This window comes from Agromyces hippuratus (genome assembly GCF_013410355.1).
Taxonomy (GTDB): domain Bacteria; phylum Actinomycetota; class Actinomycetes; order Actinomycetales; family Microbacteriaceae; genus Agromyces; species Agromyces hippuratus.
Genome location: NZ_JACCFI010000001.1, coordinates 1,963,943 through 1,986,631, shown reverse-complemented (window position 1 = coordinate 1,986,631; position 22,689 = coordinate 1,963,943). Strand labels below are relative to the sequence as shown.

Genomic DNA, 22,689 nt, shown 5'->3' with positions numbered 1-22,689 from the left:
CGGGCGCCCGCCGTCGTTCCGGGTTCCCGGTCGCTACGCCCGGGCAGGCGCGGCGAAACGCCAGGCCGTGATCCAGTCGGGATCCTCGCCGCGCTCGTACGCGTACTCGCGGGCACGGCTGCGAGCCGCGTGCCACTCGTCGGCGATCTCCGCGATGCCGGTGCCGCCTTCGAGGCCGGGCACGCGGTGCAGCACGTCGAGCGCGAGCCGGTACCGGTCGAGGTCGTTCAGGTGCAGCATGTCGAACGGCGTCGTCGTCGTGCCGCGCTCGACGAAGCCGCGCACGTGGATGTTCGCGTGGTTCGTGCGCCGGTACGTCAGCTGGTGGACGAGCGACGGGTAGCCGTGGAAGGCGAAGATCACCGGCGCCGAGCGGGTGAAGATCGCGTCGAACGCCGCGCCGGGCAATCCGTGCGGGTGATGCTGCGGGTCCTGCAGTCGCATGAGGTCGACGACGTTGACGAGCCGTACGCGCAGTTCGGGCAGTCGGGATCGCAGGAGCTGGGCCGCCGCGATCGCCTCGGTCGTGGGCACGTCGCCGGCGCACGCGATGACCACGTCGGGCTCGGATGCCGCGCCATCCGCTCGCTCGGAGCCGGTCTCGCTGCCCGCCCACTCCCACACGCCGAGACCGGCTTCGACGTGTGCGGCGGCTTCGGCGGGTGAGAGCCACTGCGGTTGCGGCTGCTTGCCCGCGACGACGACGTTCACGCGGTTCTGCGTGTCGAAGGCGTGCCGCATGACCTCGAGCAGGGTGTTCGCGTCGGGCGGCAGGTACACGCGCACGACGTCGGCCTGCTTGTTGACGACGACGTTCAGGAATCCCGGGTCCTGGTGCGAGAAGCCGTTGTGGTCCTGCCGCCAGACATGCGAGGAGAGCAGGTAGGTGAGGCTCGCGACATCCCCTCGCCACGGCACCTGCTTCGCGGATTCGAGCCACTTCGCATGCTGGTTGAACATCGAGTCCACGATGTGGATGAAGGCCTCATAGCTCGTGATGAGCCCGTGGCGGCCGGTGAGCAGGTACCCCTCGAGCAGGCCCTGCATGAGGTGCTCGCTGAGGGCCTCGATGACGCGGCCTTCGCGGGCGAGGTGCTCGTCGAGCGGATGCATCGCCTCGGCCCATGCCCGCGCGGTGACGTCGAACACGGCGCCGAGCCGGTTCGAGGCCACCTCGTCGGGGCCGAAGAGGCGGAAGTCGTCGGGGTTGTCGCGCATCACCTCGGCCAGCCATGAGCCGAACACGCGCGTGGCCTCGCCGGGGCCGCCGCGCTCGCCGGCGGCCACCTCGACCGCATGCGGCGCGAGCGACGGCAGTTCGAGCCGGTGACCGATGCCGCCGTTGACATGGGCGCTCCGGTTCGCGCTCATGCGCAGCTCGCCGTCGGGCCGCAGGGCACCGAGCCCGGCGACCGGGCGCCCCTCGCCGTCGAAGAGCTCCTCGGGGCGGTACGACCGCAGCCACTCCGCGAGCATCGCGAGGTGCTCGGGGTTCTCGCGTACTTCGGCGAGCGGCACCTGGTGGGCGTGGAACGTGCCCTCGACTTGCACTCCGTCGACGACGACCGGGCCGGTCCACCCCTTCGGGGTGCGCAGCACGATGGCCGGCCAGCGCGGGGCCGTCTCGGCGAACGCGCCCGCCGCGGCATCCGCCCGGATCGCGGCGATGCGCTGGTAGGCGACGTCGATGGCGTCGGCCATGCGGCCGTGAACGGCCATCGGATCCTCGCCGTCGAACCCGCCCGTCACGAGCAGCGGCTCGTAGCCGTTGCCTCGGAAGAAGTCGACGAGCTCGGCCTCGGGGATGCGTGCGAGCAGGGTCGGGTTCGCGATCTTGAAGCCGTTGAGGTGCAGGATCGGCAGGACCGCACCGTCCGTCACCGGGTTCAGGAACGAGTGGCCGCGCCAGCTCGCTGCGAGCGGACCGGTCTCTGCCTCGCCGTCGCCGATCACGCAGGCGACGACGAGTCCCGGATTGTCGAGCGCGGCGCCGTAGGCGTGCATGAGCGAGTACCCGAGCTCGCCGCCCTCGTTGATCGAGCCGGGGGTCTCTGGTGCAGCGTGCGACGGGATGCCGCCCGGGAACGAGAACTGGCGGAAGAGCCGCCGCATGCCCTCGGCGTCGGCGCCGATCGAGGGGAAGAGCTCGGAGTAGGTGCCGTCGAGCCACGTGTTCGCGACCATCGCGGGGCCGCCGTGGCCGGGCCCGCACACGTAGATCGTCGGCGTGCCGCGTTCGACGATCGCCCGGTTGAGGTGCGCGTAGACGAGGTTCAGTCCCGGGGAGGTTCCCCAGTGACCGAGCAGGCGCGGCTTGATGTCGGCCGGTTCGAGCGGCCGGGCGAGCAGCGGGTTCGCCATCAGGTAGATCTGGCCGACGCTCAGGTAGTTCGCGGCACGCCACCAGGCGTCGACGATCTCGAGCGGCACGGATGCCCCGCGCACATGGTGCTCGTGCTCGTGCTCGCTTGCCTCGGACATGGCTTCCCCTGTCGGCTCATCGTGCCCTTCGAGCCTAGGGCGGTCTGGGGGCGGGCACCACCGATAGGGTCGAAGGCGATGAGCCCCGCTTCGCACCCCGACGTCCGCGGAGGCAGGGCGTGATCCAGATCTTCACCGGCTTCGCCGTGATCGCGCTCGCCGTCTTCGTCGGCTGGATCGCCGGCCGCACCGGCGTGCTTGGGCCCGAGGCCCGGCCGATGCTCGCCCGGCTGAACTTCAGCGTGCTCGCGCCGTTCCTGCTGTTCTCGGTGCTCGCGCAGGCCGACGTCGGCGCGCTCTTCTCGGTGCTGCTCCCGGTCTCCGCGATCGCGGCCGTCGCCATGATGCTCGTGTTCGGCCTCGTGGCGATGCTCGTCTGGCGGCGCAGCCTCGAGCACACGGTGATCGGCTCGCTCGCGTCGGGCTACGTGAACGGCAACAACTTCGGCATCCCGATCGCGGTCTACATGCTCGGCGATGCGGCGTACTCGGCGCCCGTCGTGCTGCTGCAGCTGCTGCTGTTCGCGCCGGTGGCGCTCGCCATCCTCGGCGCCCGAGTGCACGGCCACACCTCGGTGGCGGCGATCGTGCGCACGACCTTCACGAACCCGATCATCATCGGCTCCCTCGCCGGAGTGCTCGTGTCGGTGTCGGGCATCGAGCTGCCGCCGATCGTGATGGAGCCCATCGACCTCATCGGGCACGCCGCAGTGCCGCTCATGCTCATCGCGTACGGACTGTCGCTGCACGGGCAGCGCCTGTTCGCGCCGGGGAGCGGCCGTCGAGAGGTGGTGCTCGCGACCGCACTGAAGCTCGTCGCAATGCCGCTCGCCGCATGGGCGATCGGCGCCTTCCTCTTCGGGCTCGACGGCATCGAGCTCTACGCGGTGACGGTGCTCGCGGCGCTGCCGACGGCGCAGAACGTGTTCGTCTACGCCCAGCGCTACGAGACCGCGGAGGTCGTGGCCCGCGACACGGTCTTCCTCACGACGATCGGCTCGGTGCCGGTGCTCCTCGCGGTCGCACTCCTGCTCGGCTGAGCTTCGATCGCTACTCGGTCGTGGCAGGGACCTCGGGCGAGGCGGGCTCGGCCGACTTCGGCCACTGGTGGAACCATCCGGCCCAGATCTCCGCTCGCCGGCCTTGCGGCCGGAGGAGCCTGCGGCGCGCCGCGAGGTCCTTCGTGAAGGCGTCCGTGGCGACCAGGTCGCGGAGCTTCATCGGTGCGGGGATCGCGGCCATCGCCAGCGTGTTCGTCTCGGGGTCGTCGGTTCGCGCCGCCACGACGACGGGAACGGGTGCGTAGAGCGGCTCGACGAACACGAAGACCGCCACGAGCAGGAGGATCACCGCGCTCACGAGGAGCCATTCGATCGGGGGCCGGCTCCAGGCGTAGATCGCGAACCACACGCAGACGAAGGCGCCGATGACGTAGGCGGCACGGGGGATCGAGCTCAGCACGAGCCAGTGGCGGGGTTCGATCGGGCATCGGTCCCATTCCCGCGACCGCCGCGTGACGGTCGAGAGGCGCTGGTTCAGCCAGATCAGCACGGCGAGGGTGAAGCCCGATGCGATGAGCCAACTCCACGGGTTCAGGCCGGCGGGGTCGGTCACGAACGAGGCCGCGGCGATGGCTGCGGGCACCGCCTCCTCGACATCCCGACCACCGGGGAACACGCCGATCATGAAGCCGATGGCGCCGGCCACCCAGCTCGCGAGGGTCGCGAAGGCGGCGTAGACGCCCGGCAGGCCGGGCAGGATCGCGGCGATCACGACGGCCGCGAGCATGTTGATGCCGAGCGACTTCTTGTCGATGACCGAGAGCAGGTTCTCGACCTGCGCGACCGGCACGGGAGCCGACGGGAAGTCGGGCCCGAGCAGATGGCGAGCGGTGGGTTCGACGACCTGGATCGTGTTCTGGAAGTAGACGGAGTGGTCGAGGAAGGGCTGGCTCGTGTTGTGCACGGCGTGCTCTTCGGGCCCGGGGGTGTCGGAGGGCCCGGGGAAGTAGGCGTTCCGCCAACGTTCACGTCGGCCGGGTGCGGTGTCGGCGATGGGGCCGGCCGAGAACGGGTCCCAGATGGCCCAGTAGTTCGCCCAGTTCACCTTGCGGTTCGCAGCCGCCTCCTTGTTGCGCTGCAGCCAGTCCGAGACGGGCTTGTACTCGTCGGGCCGCCCGAGCCACTTGTCGCGCCCGAGCAGCACGACCGCCGCCCCCACGGTGGTCAGCCGGCTGACGTTGTACCTGCTCGGCTCCAGCTCCTCGAAGAGTGCCAGCGTCGCGACCGCGGCGCCCTGCGAGTGCGCGAAGAGCTGCACGTCACCGTCGTCGCCGACGAGTTCCCTCGCATGGGCGAGTGCATCGCGCACGACGAGTCGCATGGCCGAGGCGCGCACGGGACGCTCCTTCCAGGCGGCGACATCGCCGATCGACTCGATGATGCCGTCGATGACGCCCTGCGCCACGTTCTTGAACCACGGGATGAGCAGGAGCGGGCTGATGAGCGGCAGGATCGGCGTCAGCACCGCTGCGAGCAGCACGAGGAAGACCCAGGTGACGGCGAAGGCGATGGAGCAGACCACGAGCCGCACGGTGTCGATCGCGAGGTCGACGAGCTTCGGGAGTGCGCGGGGTTCACCCGGCGCCTTCGTCCAGTGCCGCACGAGCGTGTACCAGGGCACGAGCACCATGGTGCCGAGGAAGAGGTCGAGCACGCGCCAGATCATGCGCCACATGAAGACGACGGCCCACTGGAAGATCTGACCGCGGCTCATCGGCACGAAGGACTCGGACCAGCGGGCCTCGATGATCGCGATCTTCAGCTCGACGTCGTCGTCCTCCGCGGCCGGTCTGCCGGTCGCCTGTGCCAGCGGGCCGGGAGTGAGCACGGACGCCGTGATGATCGGCAGGTCGCCCGACAGGTCGGACTCGAGGATCGCGACCCCATGCCGATCGGCGGCGCCGATGACCTGATCGCGTGCGAGCCAGTCCATGCGACTGAGCAGCGGCTCCGCCCACTCGAGCAGGATCTGGCTGCGATACGCGTTGCCCATGCCGTGCACGACGACGAGGGCGCGGTCGAACGTGCCCTCATCGGATGGCGCGGCACGGCGACCTGCCGTCGAGTCGGCGGTGCCGGGGGCGCCGCCGCCGGCTTCGTCGGTATCGACGTCGATGTCCGACGGCGATGCGGCTGCTGACTCGTCTGGCGTGGGGCTGGGTGCGATCCGCATGGATTCTCCTCGAGCGACTGCGTCTCAGCGAACGCTAGCGGCTCGAACGGTCCCGTGTCGCCTGTGCGCTCGTGGAGGCGCCGGTCAGTGCACGCCCTGACCTCCCCGAGACCCGGGCGCGGAGTTCAGGGATAACCCTGATTCGCGGCATCCGTCGCCCCTCGTAGTGTGAGGAGCGATCGCCGATCCGCGAACTGCAGGGGGAACTGTCGCCGCGGAGTGGTCGATCGGATAGCCGGTCAGCACCGAGTCCCGAACGCTCGGTGCAGGCCGGCTTCCCCCGTTTCCGGCGCCGACGGTGCGCGGTGAGCGAAGGGCAGGGCGATGACCCGGCTCCGTTCTCCCGCGCTGAAGGCGCCCCGTAGAGAAGGGCAGGGCGATGACGGAGCGGATGATGCACCTCACGCGGCATCGCCAGGCCGCGCCTGCGCGGGAGGCGGTGCGCTCGGCGCACGTCGACCGCGCACTGAGCTGGAGCGACTTCCGCACGGCCGTGCGCTACGACCCGGCCAACCAGCTGCTGCTCGCCGTGCCGGCGATCAGCGCGAAGCGTGCAGAGCACCCGTGGCTCGGCGAGGCGACGGCGCTGCACACCCGCCTCGGCGAGGGCGAGATGTACCGCCGCGAGTTCGAACGCGGTGCCGTGTACTGGTCGGCGCGAACGGGCGCCCACGAGGTGCACGGGCTCATCGCCGAGCACTGGCAGGGTGTGGGCGGCGAGACCTCGTTCCTCGGCTTCCCGACGACCGACGAGCAACCGCTCGCCGCCTCCGAGTTCGGCGGCCGTCTTCCCGGCGGATTCGCGCACTTCGAGGGCGGTTCCATCTACTGGACGCCGGTCCACGGGCCCGCGATCGTGTTCGGCATGGTGCGCGACATCTGGGCGCTGCTCGGGTGGGAGCGATCGGCGCTCGGACTGCCGGTGCTCGATGTCGACCTCGTGCCCGCGACCGGCGTGCTCCGCGGCGTCTTCGAACACGGCACGGTCGAGTGGTCGTCGTCGACCGGGCCGGTCGTCGTGATCGATCCGTCCGCCGATGCCGAAGCCGCCCGCGCGCTCGACGCCGTCGACGAGGACACGCTCGACCGACTTCGCGCCGACTTCGCCCCCGGCACCTGATCCGGCGAGCGCGACGCGCGCGTTCGCGCCCGCGTGACAGACTCGACGGGTGACCCCGACCCTGCCTGAGCTCGCGCCGAGCCCGTACGACGCCGACGCGATGTACGACGCCTTCGTCGGCTGGGCCGAGGGCCGCGGGCTCTCGCTCTACCCCGCGCAGGACGAGGCGATCATCGAGATCGTCTCGGGCGCGAACGTCATCCTCTCGACGCCCACGGGCACCGGCAAGTCGCTCGTCGCGGTGGCGGCCCACGCGGCATCCCTCGCCCGCGGCGGGCGCAGCTATTACACGGCGCCCATCAAGGCGCTCGTCTCCGAGAAGTTCTTCCAACTCGTCGACATCTTCGGCGCGATGAACGTCGGCATGGTCACCGGCGACAGTTCGGTGAACCCGGATGCCCCGATCATCTGCTGCACCGCCGAGATCCTCGCGAACCTCGCGCTGCGGCACGGCCCCGACGCCGATGTCGACCAAGTCGTCATGGACGAGTTCCACTACTACGGCGACCCCGAGCGCGGCTGGGCGTGGCAGGTGCCGCTGCTCACGCTGCACCGCGCGCAGTTCGTGCTCATGTCGGCCACGCTCGGCGACGTCACCGCGATCGCGTCCGACCTGAAGCGTCGCACCGACCGGGAGACCGCGCTCGTGACCGGGGTCGACCGCCCGGTGCCGCTGCACTTCTCGTACGCGAAGACGCCCGTGCAGGAGACCGTCGAAGAGCTCATCGAGACGCGGCAGGCGCCCGTCTACATCGTGCACTTCTCGCAGGCCGCGGCGATGGAGCGCGCGCAGGCCCTCTCGTCGATCCGCGTCGTCACGCGCGAGCAGCGCGACGAGATCGCCGAGGCGATCGGCGGGTTCCGCTTCAACACCGCGTTCGGCAAGACGCTCTCGCGACTCGTGCGCGCGGGCATCGGCGTGCACCACGCCGGCATGCTGCCGCGCTACCGGCGACTCGTCGAGACGCTCGCCCAGCGCGGCCTGCTCCGGGTCATCTGCGGCACCGACACGCTCGGCGTCGGCATCAACGTGCCGATCCGCACGGTGCTCATCACCGCGCTCGCGAAGTTCGACGGGCAGCGGATGCGCCAGCTCACCGCGCGCGAGTTCCACCAGATCGCGGGGCGGGCGGGGCGGGCCGGCTACGACACCGCGGGCACCGTCGTGGTGCTCGCACCCGAGCACGAGATCGAGAACGAGGCGTCCGTCCGCAAGGCGGGCGACGACCCCAAGAAGCTCAAGAAGATCGTGCGCAAGAAGGCACCGGCCGGTCAGATCACCTGGGGCGAGGCCTCGTACGAACGGCTCGTCGCGGCCGAGCCGGAACCGCTCGTGCCGCAGCTGAAGCTCACCGCGGCGATGCTGATCAACGTCATCGCCCGCGGGGGAGACGTGATCGGAGACATCCGCTCGCTCGTCTTCGACAACCACGAGCCGCGCGCCCGGCAGTTCGCGCTCGCGCGGCGGGCGCTCGAGATCTTCCGCACCCTGCGCGACGCCGGCGTCGTCGAACTGCTGCCCCCTGCGGGCGACGGTCTGCCGATCGTGCGCCTCACCGTCGACCTGCAGCCGAACTTCGCACTCAACCAGCCGCTCTCGCCGTTCGCGCTCGCCGCGATCGAACTGCTCGACCCCGAGGAACAGGCCGGCCCTTCGACAGGCTCAGGAGGCGTCGGCACGGGCCACTACGCCCTCGACGTCGTGAGCGTCATCGAGTCGACGCTCGACGACCCGCGCCCGATCCTGTCGCAGCAGCAGTTCAAGGCGCGCGGCGAGGCCATCGGCCGCATGAAGCAGGACGGCATCGAGTACGACGAGCGCATGGAGCTCGTCGAGCTGGTCACCTGGCCGAAGCCGCTCGACGAGCTGCTCGCCCAGTCGTTCGAGGTCTTCGCCTCGAGCCAGCCGTGGGTGCGCGACTTCGAGCTCTCGCCGAAGTCGGTCGTGCGCGACATGTTCGAACGCAGCATGTCGTTCGGAGAGTACGTCGGCTTCTACCAGCTCGCCCGCAGCGAGGGGCTCGTGCTGCGCTACCTCTCCGACGCCTATCGGGCGATCCGCCAGACGGTGCCGACCGAGGCCAAGAACGAGGAGCTGCTCGACATCATCGAGTGGCTCGGCGAGCTCGTGCGCCAGGTCGACTCGAGTCTCGTCGACGAGTGGAACGAGCTCATCGACCCCGCCGCCCACCTGCCTGAAGACGAGACCGCGGTCGTGCCGCCGGCCCCGCCGTCGGTCGTGACCAACCGTCGCGCCTTCACGGTGCTCGTGCGCAACGAGCTGTTCCGTCGCGTGCAGCTCGCCGCGCTCGAGCGCGACGACGAGCTCGCCGAGCTCGACCCCGAGGCGGGCTGGCCCGACGCGCTCGACCGGTACTACGCCGAGCACGACGAGATCGGCACCGGACCGGCGGCCCGCGCGCCGCGCCTGGTCGCGATCGACGAGTCGGATGCCGCCAGCGGCACGTGGCGCGTCGAGCAGACGATCGACGACCCCGCCGGCGACCACGACTGGCGCATCCGGGCCGAGGTCGACCTCGACGCCTCCGCCGAGGAGGGCGCTGCGGTCGTGCGCGTCACCGAGGTCGTGCGACTCTAGCCGCGCGGCGTCTTCCGCCGGGTCACGCCACCGCGAGCATGGCGGCCGAGGCCAGCGCGAGCACGAGGCCGGCCCACTGCACGGGCGCGATGCGCTCCTTCAGCACGATCGCCGCGAGCAGGATCGTGCCGGCCGGATACATCGCGCCGAGCACGGCGGCGATCGCCAGCTCGCCTGCGCGGATGCCGAAGAGGATGAGGGCGTTCGCCGCGGCGTTCACGAGCCCGCCGACGACGGCGAGACGGATGCCTCGTGCCCGGTCCCGAGCGGCGAGGGCGGTGTCCGCCGGCTCGTCGGCTCGCGGCATCCGGGGTCGCTTCGCTCGCGTGCGGAGTGCCAGCCCGCCGACCAGGGCGAACATGACGGCCGCGGTGACGGCGCTGTTGACCGCGAGGGGTGCGAGGCCGCTCTCGTCGGAGGTGCGGTCGATGAGGATGAAGAACGCGCCGATCGCGGTGCCGGATCCGAGTCCCATGACGATGCCGGTGAGGCTCGGCCTGACGGCGCCGCGCTCGGGCACGAAGCCGACGAGCACGACCGCGACGAGCGCGAGGCCGAGTGCCCACGGCGCGAGCGGGCCGAGCCGTGCACCGGTCGCGAGTCCCCAGAGCATCGGCACGATGGCGGAGACCACGGCGGTGAGCGGCGAGAGGATCGACATCGGGCCGATCGCGAGGCAGGCGTAGAGGAGGCCGATGGCGACCGCTCCCGCGACACCGGCCGCAGCCCCCCACCAGAGGTCGGCGGCGGTCCACGCCCCACCCGACAGCGGGGTCGCGACGGCCAGGCCGATGAAGCCGGCGAGCGCGGCGACCGCGGTCGCGAGCACTGCGCCGATGCGCTTCGCGGCGAGCCCGCCGAGGAAGTCCGCCGCCCCGAACACGAACGCGCCGGTGAGCGAGAGGACGGCGGTGAGCATGGTGCTGCTCAGCGTATCCGGCATGGCCCGGGAGGCCTGATCTGCTCATCCGTGCGACTGCCGCCCGGTGATCTGCTCATCTGAGCAACGCGTGTGAATTCCGCGTGAAATCAGGTCGAGCGGCTGGGGTGACCCCTTGGCAGCGGCACTGCACAGTCTTATGCTTCGGAACAATCGTCCCGCCGCCGGCGTGCTCGCAGCAGCGTCGAATCCGAGGTGGGGTGTGGTCGTTCGATGAGGAGAGTCATGCAACGTCGCACCAGAAACTGCTTGTCCGGGGTGGCGCTCGTCGCCGCGGGCACGCTCGTCGCCGGGTTCCTCGGCGCCGCGCCCGCGGTCGCCGCGGTCGACGCCTCGGGCGTCGTGATCAACGAGGTCTACGCCCGCGGAGGCAGCGCGACCCAGCCCTTCCAGAACAAGTTCGTCGAGCTCTACAACCCGACGAATGCCGACGTCTCCCTCGCGGGCTGGTCGCTGCAGTATCGCGCCGCGGGCACCGCGGGGCCGGCGAGCGGCCTCGGCGCACTGAGCGGCACGATCAAGTCGGGCGGGTACTACCTCATCGGGCTCGCCAGCAACGGCGGCACTGGAGCCGCGCTGCCGACGACCGATGCGACCTCCTCGATCTCGCTGCAGGGCCAGAACGGCTCGGTCTTCCTCGCGAAGAGCACGACCGCACTCGACCCGGGCACCGGCTCGGTGAGCAATCCCGCGATCGTCGACTTCGTCGGCTACGGCACCTCGAACGCCTCCGAGACGGCGCCCGCCGCCTACCCCGGCGGGAACACCGTGCCGGGCAGCATCGTGCGAACGAACTTCAAGGACACCGACGACAACTCGAAGGACTTCACGTTCGTCTCCGCGCCGACCCCGCAGAACTCGGGCAGCGCCGGCGGACCGATCCTGCCCGTCGCCAAGACGATCGCACAGATCCAGGGCACCGACGTCGCCGCGAGCCCGCTCGTCGGCCAGGCCGTCGTCACCGAGGGCATCGTCACGGCCGACCACCGAGTCGGCGGCTACGACGGCATCTACATCCAGACGGCGGGTTCGGGCGGTGCGACGGATGCGACGCCCAAGGCCTCCGACGGCGTCTTCGTGTACCTCCACGGCGAGAACCCCGCCGTGGAGATCGGCGACAAGGTGCGCGTCACCGGCCTCGTCGAGGAGTTCAACGGCCTGACCCAGGTCCGACCCGAGAAGGCCGCGAACGTCGAGCTCGTGCAGTCGGCGGCGGGTCTGCCCGCACTGACGCCGCTGCCCGCCACCGCCGTCGGCAACACGGCCCGCGAAGCGTTCGAGGGCATGCTCGTCGCACCGAGCGGCACCTACAAGGTCGTCTCGAGCCACAACCTCAACCGATTCGGCGAGCTCTGGCTGAACGCCGGTGCCGCGATGCCGGTGAAGTCGACCGAGACGCAGTTGCCCGGCTCGAAGGGCGCGAGCGACATCGCGGCCGCGAACAAGGCCAGCCGCCTCCTGCTCGACGACGGGTACAGCATCGCCGTGCGCAACTCGAACGGCACCGACAACCCGGCCCACCCGGGCGACCAGCCCTACTTCACGAAGGCCACCGTCGTCCGCAACGGCGACGTCGCGACCTTCCCGACCTCCGGCTACGTGCTCGGCTTCGGCTTCAACGAGTGGCGCCTGCAGCCGTCTCGGCCCATCAACGACGCGAGCCCCGCATCGGTCAAGCCGACGTTCGCGAGCCTCGACGCCGCAGGCAAGGTCATCGGCAACCCGCGGCCGACCGCGGCACCCGCCGTCGGCGGCGACATCACGGTCGCCGCGTTCAACGTGCTGAACTACTTCACGACGTTGACGTCGGAGAACCCCGAGGCCCGCGGCGCCGACACCGCCGAGGAGTTCGCGGTGCAGAAGGCGAAGATCGTGAAGGCGATCAACGGCCTCGACGCCGATGTGGTCGCGCTCCAGGAGATCGAGAACTCGGTCGCGCTCGGGGAGAAGCCCGATGAGGCGCTCGCCGACCTCGTCGCGGGCCTCAACGCCGCGGCCGGCGCCGGCACGTGGAAGTACGTGAAGACGCCCGAGTCGCTCCACGACCCCGCGATCACCGACGTCATCACGAACGCGATCATCTACAAGCCCGCATCGGTCAAGCCGAGCGGTGAGGCGCAGACGATCATCGACGAGACCGTGTGGGACATCGCGCGCGAGCCGATCGCCCAGACCTTCAAGTACGACAAGCAGTTCGTGACCGTGATCGCGAACCACTTCAAGTCGAAGAGCGGCACCGACCCCTCGCCGCAGCCCGGCCAGGACGCCTTCAACGACGAGCGCACCGCGCAGGCCGAGTCGCTGCTCGCCTTCGCGAACGAGCTCTCCGAGGGGCGCAAGAACGCGGTCTACCTCGTGGGCGACTTCAACTCCTACGCCAAGGAGGACCCGATCCAGGTGTTCGTCGACGCGGGCTGGAGCGATCTCGTCTTCAGCAAGGCGCGCGGACAGTACACCTACACCTTCGACGGCGAGCTCGGTTCGCTCGATCACGTCATCGCGTCGCCCGCGGCGAACAGCCGCGTCACGAAGACCGCGGTCTGGTCGATCAACTCTCCCGAGTGGGCGGGTCGCGAGTACTGGGGCCCCGCTGCCGAGACGGTCGCAGAGGCCACGCCGTTCCGTTCGAGCGACCACGACCCGATCCTCGTCGGCGTCGGTTCCGAGACGGTGCCCGGCAAGGTCGACATCGACCTCGTCACGGTCAACGACTTCCACGGTCGCATCGAGCAGTCGGCACCGTCGGGCGGCATCGCGGCGCTCTCCAGCGCCGTGAAGCAGATCCGTGCCGGCAACCCGAACACGGTGTTCGCGGCGGCGGGCGACATGATCGGGGCGTCGACCTTCACGTCGTTCATCCAGCAGGACGAACCGACCATCCAGGCGCTCAACGCGGCGGGCCTCGACGTGAGCTCGGTCGGCAACCACGAGTTCGACCAGGGCTTCGCCGATCTCACCGATCGGGTGATGCCGATGGCCGACTGGGAGTACCTGGGCGCCAACATCCGCGACAAGGAGACCGGAGACGCCGCACTGCCCGAGTACTACACCCAGACGTTCGACGGGGTGACGATCGGCTTCGTCGGTGCGGTCACCGATGAGCTGTCGTCCCTCGTGAGCCCGGCGGGCATCGCCGACATCACGGTGGAGGATCCGACCGAGGCGATCAACCGGGTCGCCGACCAGCTGAGCGACGGCATGCGCGGGAACGGCGAGGCCGACATCATCGTGGCGCTCGTGCACGAGGGCGCGTCGACGACCGACAAGTCGTCGGCGGTCGACGCGGAATCGCGCTTCGGCGAGATCGTGCTCGGCGTCGACGCCAACGTCGATGCGATCGTCTCGGGTCACACCCACCTCGCGTACAACCACGTGGTCACGAGTGCAGACTCGGCGCTGTTCGATCACGCTCCGATGCCCGTCATCTCGAGCGGCCAGTACGGCGAGCGGTTCAGCAAGATGGACATCCAGTACGACCGCAAGACGAAGTCGTTCACCATGAAGAACGAGATCTTCAGCCTCATGGACGGTACGACGGCGCTCTTCCCCGATGACCCGGCGGTCAAGACGATCGTCGACGACGCGGTCGAGGTGGCGAACGAGCTCGGCAGCGTCGTGCTCGGCACCGCGAGCGCCGACTTCGGCCGCGCGGTGGCGTCGAACCCCGACGGGGCCACGTCGTTCCCCGAGAACCGGGGCGGCGAGTCGACGCTCGGCAACCTCGTCGCCGACGTGCAGCAGTGGGCGCTCAATGTCGACGGGACCCGCGCGGTCGACATCACCTTCATGAACCCGGGCGGCCTGCGCGCCGACCTGGCCTCGGGCGAGGTCACCTACCGCGAGGCCGCCAACGTGCAGCCCTTCGCGAACACCCTCGTGACGGTGAACCTCACCGGCGCGCAGGTCAAGAAGGTACTGGAAGAGCAGTGGCAGCCCACGGGTGCGTCGCGTCCGTTCCTGAAGCTCGGCGTCAACAAGGAGCTCACGTACACGTACGACCCGACCGCGGCGGCCGGATCGCACATCACCGAGATCCTGCTGAACGGCGAGCCGATCGACCCGGCCGCCAACTACCTCGTGGGTGCGAACTCGTTCCTCGCCGCGGGTGGCGACAACTTCACCACCCTGGGCCTCGGTACGGGGCGTGCCGACACCGGCAAGATCGACCTCGAATCGATGGTCGACTACTTCGAGGTGAACCCCGAGATCGCGCCTGACAACGCCCAGCGGGCAGTCGGCGTCGACGTCGAGGGCGACGGCGTGTACGCGCCGGGCGAATCGGTCACCGTGAAGCTGTCGTCGCTCGACTTCAGCCGCAAGGAGCCGGCTGCCGGCACCGTCGTCGTCTCGTTCGGCGACACGCAGCTCGACACCTCGCCGGTCGATCGCGCATACACGGCGACGCTCGATGAGATCGGCAAGGCGACGATGCAGTTCAACGTCCCGGCCGGCACGAGCGGGCCGACGCGATTCGACATCACGGTGCCGACGACCGGTACGACGAGTTCGTTCGTGCTCAACGTCGGCTGAGCCGACAACCGATGCGAACGGCCCCGGGCGATCCGCCCGGGGCCGTTCGCCGTGCCGCGCATGCGCGTGCTCACCCACTCCTCCTCGACAGGCCCGACCGTGCATCCCCGGGTGCGCGCCGACGCAGCGGGTCGGCGGCGCTCGTTAGACTCGACGGATGAGCTGGAACGCGGAACCCGCCTGGACCGATGAGGTCCCGTGGGACCCCGACGAGCTCGCCCCGCCGCCCGACGACGAGTGGGTGCCGCCCGTCGATGACGCCCAGTTCGGCGCCGCGCGAGCCGCTGCCCCGCAGCGCTCGGCGGGTGCTCCCGGCGCATCGCGCGGGCAGTCGTCCGGGGCCGTCGCGGCGGGTCGTCGCGCTGCTGCGCCCGCGAGGTTCGCCTCGGCGGCCGAAGCCCTGCACACCGTCTTCGGGTACGACAGCTTCCGCGGCGAACAGGCCGAGATCATCGCGCAGGTCGCGGGCGGCGGCGACGCCGTCGTGCTCATGCCGACCGGTGGCGGCAAGAGCCTCTGCTACCAGATCCCCTCGCTGCTGCGCGAGGGCACGGGCATCGTGGTCTCGCCCCTCATCGCACTCATGCACGACCAGGTCGACGCCCTTGTGCGCAATGGTGTGCGCGCCGCGTACCTGAACTCGAGCCAGCAGTCGCACGAGCGCGCCGAGGTCGAGCGCGCGTACCTCGCCGGAGAGCTCGACCTGCTCTACGTCGCTCCCGAGCGGCTCGGCAATGAGGCGACCAAGCGCTTCCTCGAGCAGGGCACGATCGCGCTCTTCGCGATCGACGAGGCTCACTGCGTCGCGCAGTGGGGGCACGACTTCCGGCCCGACTACCTCGCCCTCTCCGAGCTCGCCGAGCGCTGGCCCGACGTGCCGCGCATCGCCCTCACCGCCACGGCGACCGAGGCGACGCATCGCGAGATCACCGAGCGGCTGAGCCTCGGGGGAGCCGAGCACTTCGTCTCGAGCTTCGACCGGCCGAACATCCAGTACCGCATCGACGGGAAGCTCGAAGTGCGCAAGCAACTGCTCGAGTTCATCCGCAGCGAGGGGCGCGACGCCGCCGGCAACCCCGTCGCGGGCATCGTCTACGCGCTGTCCCGGGCGAGCACCGAGAAGCTCGCCGCGTACCTCGCCGAGCACGGCGTCAATGCGATGCCGTACCACGCGGGCCTCGACGCCGCGGTTCGTCGTCGCACGCAGGAGCGGTTCCTGCGCGAAGAAGGTGTCGTCGTCGTCGCGACGATCGCGTTCGGCATGGGCATCGACAAGCCCGACGTGCGCTTCGTCGCCCACGTCGACCTGCCGAAGTCGGTCGAGGGCTACTACCAGGAGACGGGTCGTGCGGGCCGCGACGGTGCGCCCGCCACGGCCTGGCTCGCGTACGGACTGCAAGACGTCGTGCAGCAGCGCCGCATGATCGACGAGAGTCCCGGAGACCTCGCCCACCGGCGACGGCTCGCCCAGCACCTCGACGCGATGCTCGCCCTCTGCGAGACGGTGCAGTGCCGTCGCCAGAACCTGCTCGGCTACTTCGGCCAGCCGAGCGAACCCTGCGGCAACTGCGACACCTGCCTCGAGCCGCCCGCCTCGTGGGACGGCACGGTGCCCGCCCAGAAGCTCATGTCGACGATCGTGCGCCTGCAGCGCGAGCGCCGGCAGAAGTTCGGCGCCGGCCATCTCGTCGACATCCTGCGCGGCAAGGAGACTCCGCGGGTGCGCCAGTACGGCCACGACGCGCTCGCGACCTGGAGCATCGGCCAAGACCTCAGCGACCAGCAGTGGCGCGGCGTCGTGAGGCAACTGCTCGCCCAGGGCCTGCTCGCCACGCATGGCGAGTACGGCACGCTGACGGTGACGGATGCCGCGGCCGACGTGCTCTCGGGCAAGCGGGTCGTGAAGCTCCGCACCGAACCCGAGCGCGCGTCGCGCTCGCGCAGCACGCGCGCGGCCACCGCGGCGGCCGATCTCGAGCCGGCGCAGGCCGAGCTGTTCGAGCAACTCCGCGCCTGGCGCGCCGGCGAGGCGAAAGAGCAGGGCGTGCCCGCGTACATCGTCTTCGGCGACGCGACCCTGCGCGCCGTCGCGGTCGAGAAACCGGCGAGCCTCGCCGACCTCGACGGCATCACGGGCATCGGCGCCAAGAAGCGCGAGGCCTACGGCGAGGCACTGCTCGAGGTCGTCGCCTCGGCCTGACGCCATCATCCGGCCCGAGCTGCTCCTCGGCTCGGTTCACGTCTCCTCGACCCGACCCGCCCTGCTCCGAACAGCGGCCACGTCGGAGGGTATTCGGCGACCCTTGACGGATCCTCACTCGGCGACGCGGGCGTTCCGCGTGTACCAGCGCAGCGCGTAGCCTTCAGCGGCGGATCCGCGCCGTGATGCGCCGACCCTGGTCGCCCGGGGTCGGCGTGTCACGTCAGGCGTCCGCATGCGGCAGACGGAGCAGCGGTCAGGCAGGTGGCGTGAGACGCGGCGGCGCCTGCACCGGGAACGTGACTGCGGCGTCGAAGTAGTCGGCGAGGAGCCTCGCGACATCGATCGACGGGTCGTAGCCCCATTGCACCTGCAGTCCGTCCCACATGGCGGGCACCCATCGGCCCTCATGCCTCGGATCCCGCCCGGGGGCGAGGAGCCCGTCGACGGCGAGGCGTTCGAACAGCACGGTGACGTCGGCGATGGTGCGCCGCGAACGTGCGGCGAAGAACGCGTGCGCCGGATGCCTCGGCGACGCCGCCTCGCCCGTGAGCACCGTGTAGACCTCGACGAGACCCGGTGTGTCGAGTTCGGATCGTCGGGCAGTGCGCACCATGAGCTCGATCGTCTCGGCGGGGGAGGCTGACAGGAGATCCTCCGAGCTCGGAACCGTGCGGCGGTCGCGCTCGGCGATCACCGCGACGAGCAGGGCGTCCTTCGTCGGGTAGTGGTGCAGCAGCGCCGACTTCGAGATGCCGACGGCCTCGGCGACCTCGCGCAGGCTCGTGTCGTGGAATCCGCGACGGGCGAAGAGCTCGGTGGCGTCGGCGATGATGCGTGCCTGCCGCGCGCGACCGACCGAGTAGCCGGCAGCACGAGCGGCCGACGACGAATCCACGGGTTGGTCGGCCGGCGTCGCAGGGCTCGCGTGCGCGCTCTCGGACCGGCGCACGCCCGTCAGCTGCTGCGCGAGTTCCGCCGCGACATCCACGTGGCCCGGGTGGTAGAGCGATGCCAGCTGGAGGCCGTCCCACCCGGCGAGCATCCGCGTCGCATCGTCGCGCGACCACGGGGTCGCCGGCGGCTGCCGCAGGCTCTCCTCGCGCAGTTCTCGGTAGCGGGCTGCGAACCGGTCGTGCGCGGGGTGCTCCGGGCTGACGGCCTCGCCGGCGAGGGCGGAGAAGAGCTCGAGGTAGCCCGGCTTCGCCTGGTTGTGCTCGGCGAGCGCGATCAGCAGGTGGGGCGGAACCTCGGTGCGCGCCGCGAGCCAACGCTCGTTCTCCAGCTCGAATCGGGTGACCACCGCGTCGAGGATCTGCTCGCGTGACGAGAAGCGCCGCAGCACGCCGGGGTGCGAGAGCCCGGCCTCGGCCGCGACATCTCGAAGTGAGACGCCGCGGTAGCCGGATGCCGCGAAGCATCGTGCCGCGGCGTCGACGATGCGTTCGCGCGTCGCGCGGCCGCGCGCGGACGCCGCAGGCCGTGCGGCGGTCGCGGCTTCTGGCCCAGGGGTGGTCGGCGGCATCGGCGCTCAGCCTACCCGCGGACATCGAATCCATTTTGTTACCGCATGGTCGGTATTGCGCCCATATGCTGACACCGGGCATCAGCCCCGCCATCCATCGCCACAAAGGAGTCCGATGAACCGCACCATGCGCGCCGTCACGGCCGGCGCCCTCGCCGTCACCACACTCGCCACCCTCGCCGCCTTCTCGACCGTGCCCGCCTCCCAGGCCGCCGCGGGGCCGAAGAAGCCGAAGCCGGGCACCGTCACGATCTACCTGACGCGCCACGGCGAGACGATGCTCAACACCCTCGAACGGGCACAGGGCTGGTCCGACTCGCCCCTCACCGAAGAGGGCCGCCTGTCGGCCGAGCACCTCGGCGCGGGCCTCGCCGAGTCCGGCGTGAAGTTCGAGGCCGCCTACTCCGCCGACATGGTGCGGCACTGGGAGACGGTCTCGCTCGCGCTCGATGAACTCGACGCGAAAGACGAGGCGACCCGCGACGAGCGACTCCGCGAGATCTCCTTCGGCAAGTTCGAAGGTGCGAAGAACATGGAGATGTGGGCCGCCATCGCCACCGAGCTCGGCTACGCGAACGTCGGCGAGCTGTTCACCGACCCCGACTTCGACTTCGTGGAGGGCCTCAGTGCGGTCGCCCGCCTAAACGAGGGCAGTGGTCTCGTCGCCGAGACGCCGGAGCAGGTCGCCGCCCGTGCGGTGGAGGCGCTCGACGACATCGCCGCCGAGCAGGCGAAGCACGGCGGCGGCGAGGTGCTCGTGGTCTCGAGCGGCATCACGATCATGCTCGCGCTCGGCACGCTCGGGGCCGACGTGAGCGAGCTCACGAGCGGCATCGAGAACGGCGCGGTCAGCGAGCTCGTCTACAACCGCGGCGAGTGGACGATCAAGACCGTCAACGACCTGAGCTACGTCGAGGCCGGCTCCGACTGATCCGTCGACCTCCCCGTCGGCCGCTCGCCGGCGACCCCGACCAGGCACGGTCGCATCCTCGCATGCGGCCGTGCCTGTGCGTTTCCGCCGAGGACTCGAAAACCAAGTGACATTCGGTTTATGATGAACCGGATGCCGCATCGCGGCCCGTTTCCGAAGCATGAAGGAGTGCCGGCATGACCGATCAGCTGAACCACGAGACGGATGCCGCGGCGCCCGTCGACACCGCCGGCGGACTCGACCTGCGATACCGCGACGCGAACCTGCCCGTCGCCGAGCGCGTCGAGATCCTCCTCTCGCAGATGACGCTCGAAGAGAAGGCCGGGCTCTTCTTCCAGACGATGATCGCCGCCGGTGAAGACGGCTCGCTCTCGCAGGGCGACGACATGTTCGGGCTGCCGTCGACCGACGACTACGTCGCGGGCCGTCTCATGAACCACTTCAATGTGCTGCAGACCCCGCCCACGGCGGAGCTCATCGCCGAGTGGCACAACCGCCTGCAGGAGGCTGCGGCCGCGACCCGCCTCGGCATCCCCGTGACGGTCTCGACCGATCCGCGTCACTCGTATACCGACAACCCGCTCTCGGGCATGCTCGCCGGCTCGTTCTCGGTGTGGCCCGAGACCATGGGCCTCGCAGCCGTCGGCGACGAGGCGCTCGTCGAGCAGTTCGGCGACATCGCCCGCCAGGAGTACACGGCGGTCGGCATCCGCGTGGCGCTGCACCCGCAGATCGACCTCGCCACCGAGCCCCGCTGGTCGCGCGCGCTGCAGACCTTCGGTGAAGACCCCGAGCTCGCCGGTCGCATGGGCGCCGCCTACATCCGCGGCTTCCAGGGCGCCGAGCTCGGCCCCGACTCCGTCGCGACCATGACGAAGCACTTCCCGGGCGGCGGCCCCCAGAAGGACGGCGAGGACCCGCACTTCGCGCACGGTCGCGAGCAGGTCTACCCCGGCGGCGAGTTCGAGACGCACCTGAAGCCGTTCGAGGCCGCCTTCGAGGCCGGCACGAGCCAGATCATGCCGTACTACGGCATGCCCGTCGGCACCGAGTACGAAGAGGTCGGCTTCGGCTTCAACAAGTCGGTCATCACCGGACTCCTGCGGGAGCGCTACGGCTTCGACGGCATCGTCTGCACCGACTGGGGACTCATCAACGACGCCGCGATCTTCGGCCAGCCCTTCCCGGCCCGCGCCTGGGGCGTCGAGCACCTCACTCCGCGCGAGCGCATGAAGAAGGTCATCGACGCGGGCGTCGACCAGTTCGGCGGCGAAGCCGACCCCGAGATGCTCGTCGACCTCGTGAACTCGGGCGAGATCACCGAGGAGCGCCTCGACGTCTCGGCCCGCCGCCTGCTGCGCGAGAAGTTCGTGCTGGGCCTCTTCGAGCAGCCCTATGTCGACGTCGAGCGCGCCGGTCGCGTCGTCGGCTCGGCCGAGTTCGTCGCCGCCGGCGAGGCCGCCCAGCGGGCCGCGATCACCCTGCTGGTCAACCGCGAGCAGACGGATGCCTCGGGCGCCGAGCGCCCCACGCTGCCGCTCGCACGCGGCCTGCGCCTCTATGTCGAGGGCATCGCCCCCGAGATCGCGGCCGAGTACGGCCAGGTCGTCGAGACGCCCGCCGAAGCGGAGGTCGCGATCCTGCGCCTGCAGGCTCCCTTCGAGGAGCGCCCGACGGTGTTCGAGAACTTCTTCCACTCGGGTTCGCTCGACTACACCGCGGAGCAGATCGCGCACGTGCGCGAGGTCGCCGCAGCCGTGCCGACCGTGGTCGACGTGTTCCTCGACCGGCCCGCGATCCTCACCCCGTTCGCGGGCGACCTCGCAGCGCTGACCGCCAACTGGGGCGCGAGCCCGCGCGCGGTGCTCGATGTGCTCGTGGGCGACGCCGAGCCGAAGGGCAGGATGCCGTTCGACCTGCCGTCGAGCATGGCCGCCGTCGAGGCGAACCGCTCCGACGTGCCGTTCGACACGGCCGACCCGCTGTTCCGCTTCGGTCACGGCCTGAGCTACTCCGCCTGATCCCCGCCCGGTCGGCTCCGCCGACCGCGCACCTCGAGACCCTCGCCGAGCAGGCGGGGGTCTCGATCGTTTCCGGCCCGCCCCGCGCGAAATCGAGACGCGCGCGCCCCGACAGGGCTAGCATCGCCCCAGGGACGCCGTGTCGACGGCGCATGGGGCAAGGGGGTTCGGCATGTCCGATCAGATGGCTCGGCCGATGGGCGTCACCATCGTCGCGATCCTCGCGTGGATCGCGGGAGCGCTCGACATCGTGTCGGGCACCATCCTGCTGTTCCAGGCGGGCGTCGAATCCGTCGCCGACGGTCTCGGCGGCACCGGCCCGCTCTACGTCGCGGCCATCGGCTCGATCGTGCTCGGCCTCATCGTCGTGGCCGTCGCCGCGGGGCTGCTCACCGGCAGCTGGGTGTCCCGCATGATCATCACCGTCGTCGAGGTGCTCTCGATCATCGGCTCGCTCTTCCTCGCCTTCGCGTACCTCGGCGGTGCGGTCGGCGAATGGCTCGGCATCGTCATCTCGCTCGTCGTGCTGTTCCTGCTGTGGGGGCACAAGTCGAGCGTGTTCTTCGGCAGCCGGCAGCCGGAGGCCTGAGTGAATGCGGTCGGCCGCCCCGGCGGCGTCACGTTCATCGCGGTGCTCACCTGGATCTCGGGCCTGCTCGATGTCATCGGCGGCACGATCCTGCTCTTCCAGACGAGTGTCGCCGCCACGGTGGAGGAGTTCGGCGGTGCGAGCCAGCTCATCGCCTCGGCGATCATCTCGATCCTCATCGGCGTCGTCGTCATCGCCGTGGCGGGCGGGCTGCTCCGAGGCAGCGCCGGCGCGCGCATGTTCATCACGATCCTGCAGGTGCTCTCGATCGCGAGTTCGATCTTCCTCGCGATCGCCTACCCCGCGGGAGCGATCGGCGAGTACTTCAGCATCGTCATCTCGGTGATCGTCCTGGCGTTCCTGTGGTCCGGCCGGGCGAACGCCTTCTTCCGAAGCTGAGTCTCTTGTCGGTATCCCATCGATGCCGAGAGTGCCTTTTGTAGAGTCCTCACAGTGCCGTTCGACGCGCCGCCGCGCGCGTTTGTAGGGCACGGACGCAGGGTTTCCTCGCCGCAGGCC

Annotated in this window: 13 protein-coding genes; 9 read left to right on the top strand and 4 right to left on the bottom strand. The window is 70.3% G+C overall.

The features are described from left to right. Positions 1-33: 33 nt before the first annotated feature. On the bottom strand, positions 34-2,481 hold the full coding sequence (locus BJY17_RS09310) for a phosphoketolase family protein (RefSeq protein ID WP_179551098.1): 2,448 nt from the start codon (positions 2,479-2,481) through the stop codon (positions 34-36). Between the two features lie 119 nt (positions 2,482-2,600). Here BJY17_RS09310 and BJY17_RS09305 point away from each other — a divergent pair, with 119 nt between their 5' ends. Further along, on the top strand, positions 2,601-3,521 hold the full coding sequence (locus BJY17_RS09305) for an AEC family transporter (protein ID WP_179551097.1): 921 nt from the start codon (positions 2,601-2,603) through the stop codon (positions 3,519-3,521). Between the two features lie 10 nt (positions 3,522-3,531). On the opposite strand, the gene BJY17_RS09300 is transcribed toward BJY17_RS09305, so the two are convergent. Further along, on the bottom strand, positions 3,532-5,715 hold the full coding sequence (locus BJY17_RS09300; protein WP_179551096.1) for a hypothetical protein: 2,184 nt from the start codon (positions 5,713-5,715) through the stop codon (positions 3,532-3,534). 379 nt (positions 5,716-6,094) lie between these two features. Between BJY17_RS09300 and BJY17_RS09295 the strand changes: the two genes are divergently transcribed. Continuing rightward, complete coding sequence (locus BJY17_RS09295) at positions 6,095-6,835, top strand: LGFP repeat-containing protein (RefSeq protein ID WP_179551095.1); 741 nt, start codon at positions 6,095-6,097, stop codon at positions 6,833-6,835. A 100-nt stretch (positions 6,836-6,935) separates the two neighbouring features. Continuing rightward, complete coding sequence (locus BJY17_RS09290; protein WP_179552796.1) at positions 6,936-9,434, top strand: DEAD/DEAH box helicase; 2,499 nt, start codon at positions 6,936-6,938, stop codon at positions 9,432-9,434. A gap of 22 nt (positions 9,435-9,456) precedes the next feature. On the opposite strand, the gene BJY17_RS09285 is transcribed toward BJY17_RS09290, so the two are convergent. After that, the gene (locus tag BJY17_RS09285; RefSeq protein WP_179551094.1) at positions 9,457-10,353 is read right to left on the bottom strand and encodes an EamA family transporter; all 897 of its coding nucleotides are present in this window, start codon (positions 10,351-10,353) and stop codon (positions 9,457-9,459) included. Between the two features lie 246 nt (positions 10,354-10,599). On the opposite strand from BJY17_RS09285, the gene BJY17_RS09280 reads away from it, so the two are divergent. After that, the gene (locus BJY17_RS09280; protein ID WP_179551093.1) at positions 10,600-14,904 is read left to right on the top strand and encodes an ExeM/NucH family extracellular endonuclease; all 4,305 of its coding nucleotides are present in this window, start codon (positions 10,600-10,602) and stop codon (positions 14,902-14,904) included. Positions 14,905-15,061: 157 nt separating this feature from the next. After that, positions 15,062-17,104 carry a DNA helicase RecQ gene (gene recQ, locus BJY17_RS09275; protein WP_179551092.1) on the top strand — a complete coding sequence of 681 codons (2,043 nt, stop codon included), beginning with the start codon at positions 15,062-15,064 and terminating at the stop codon, positions 17,102-17,104. Between the two features lie 256 nt (positions 17,105-17,360). Here recQ and BJY17_RS09270 read toward each other — a convergent pair whose 3' ends face one another. After that, a complete protein-coding gene (locus BJY17_RS09270) occupies positions 17,361-18,629 on the bottom strand; it encodes a TetR/AcrR family transcriptional regulator (RefSeq protein ID WP_179551091.1) in 1,269 nt (422 codons plus the stop codon). Between the two features lie 115 nt (positions 18,630-18,744). Between BJY17_RS09270 and BJY17_RS09265 the strand changes: the two genes are divergently transcribed. From BJY17_RS09265 to BJY17_RS09250, 4 genes are all read left to right on the top strand, one after another. Continuing rightward, the gene (locus BJY17_RS09265; protein WP_179551090.1) at positions 18,745-19,560 is read left to right on the top strand and encodes a histidine phosphatase family protein; all 816 of its coding nucleotides are present in this window, start codon (positions 18,745-18,747) and stop codon (positions 19,558-19,560) included. Between the two features lie 176 nt (positions 19,561-19,736). Next, positions 19,737-21,581: a glycoside hydrolase family 3 protein gene (locus BJY17_RS09260; protein ID WP_179551089.1), complete on the top strand. Its 1,845-nt coding sequence runs from the start codon at positions 19,737-19,739 to the stop codon at positions 21,579-21,581. Between the two features lie 172 nt (positions 21,582-21,753). Beyond that, positions 21,754-22,170, top strand: coding sequence for a hypothetical protein (locus BJY17_RS09255; protein WP_179551088.1), 417 nt, complete (start codon positions 21,754-21,756; stop codon positions 22,168-22,170). Next, a complete protein-coding gene (locus BJY17_RS09250) occupies positions 22,171-22,569 on the top strand; it encodes a DUF7144 family membrane protein (protein ID WP_179551087.1) in 399 nt (132 codons plus the stop codon). It begins immediately after the preceding gene. The last annotated feature ends 120 nt before the right edge of the window (positions 22,570-22,689 follow it).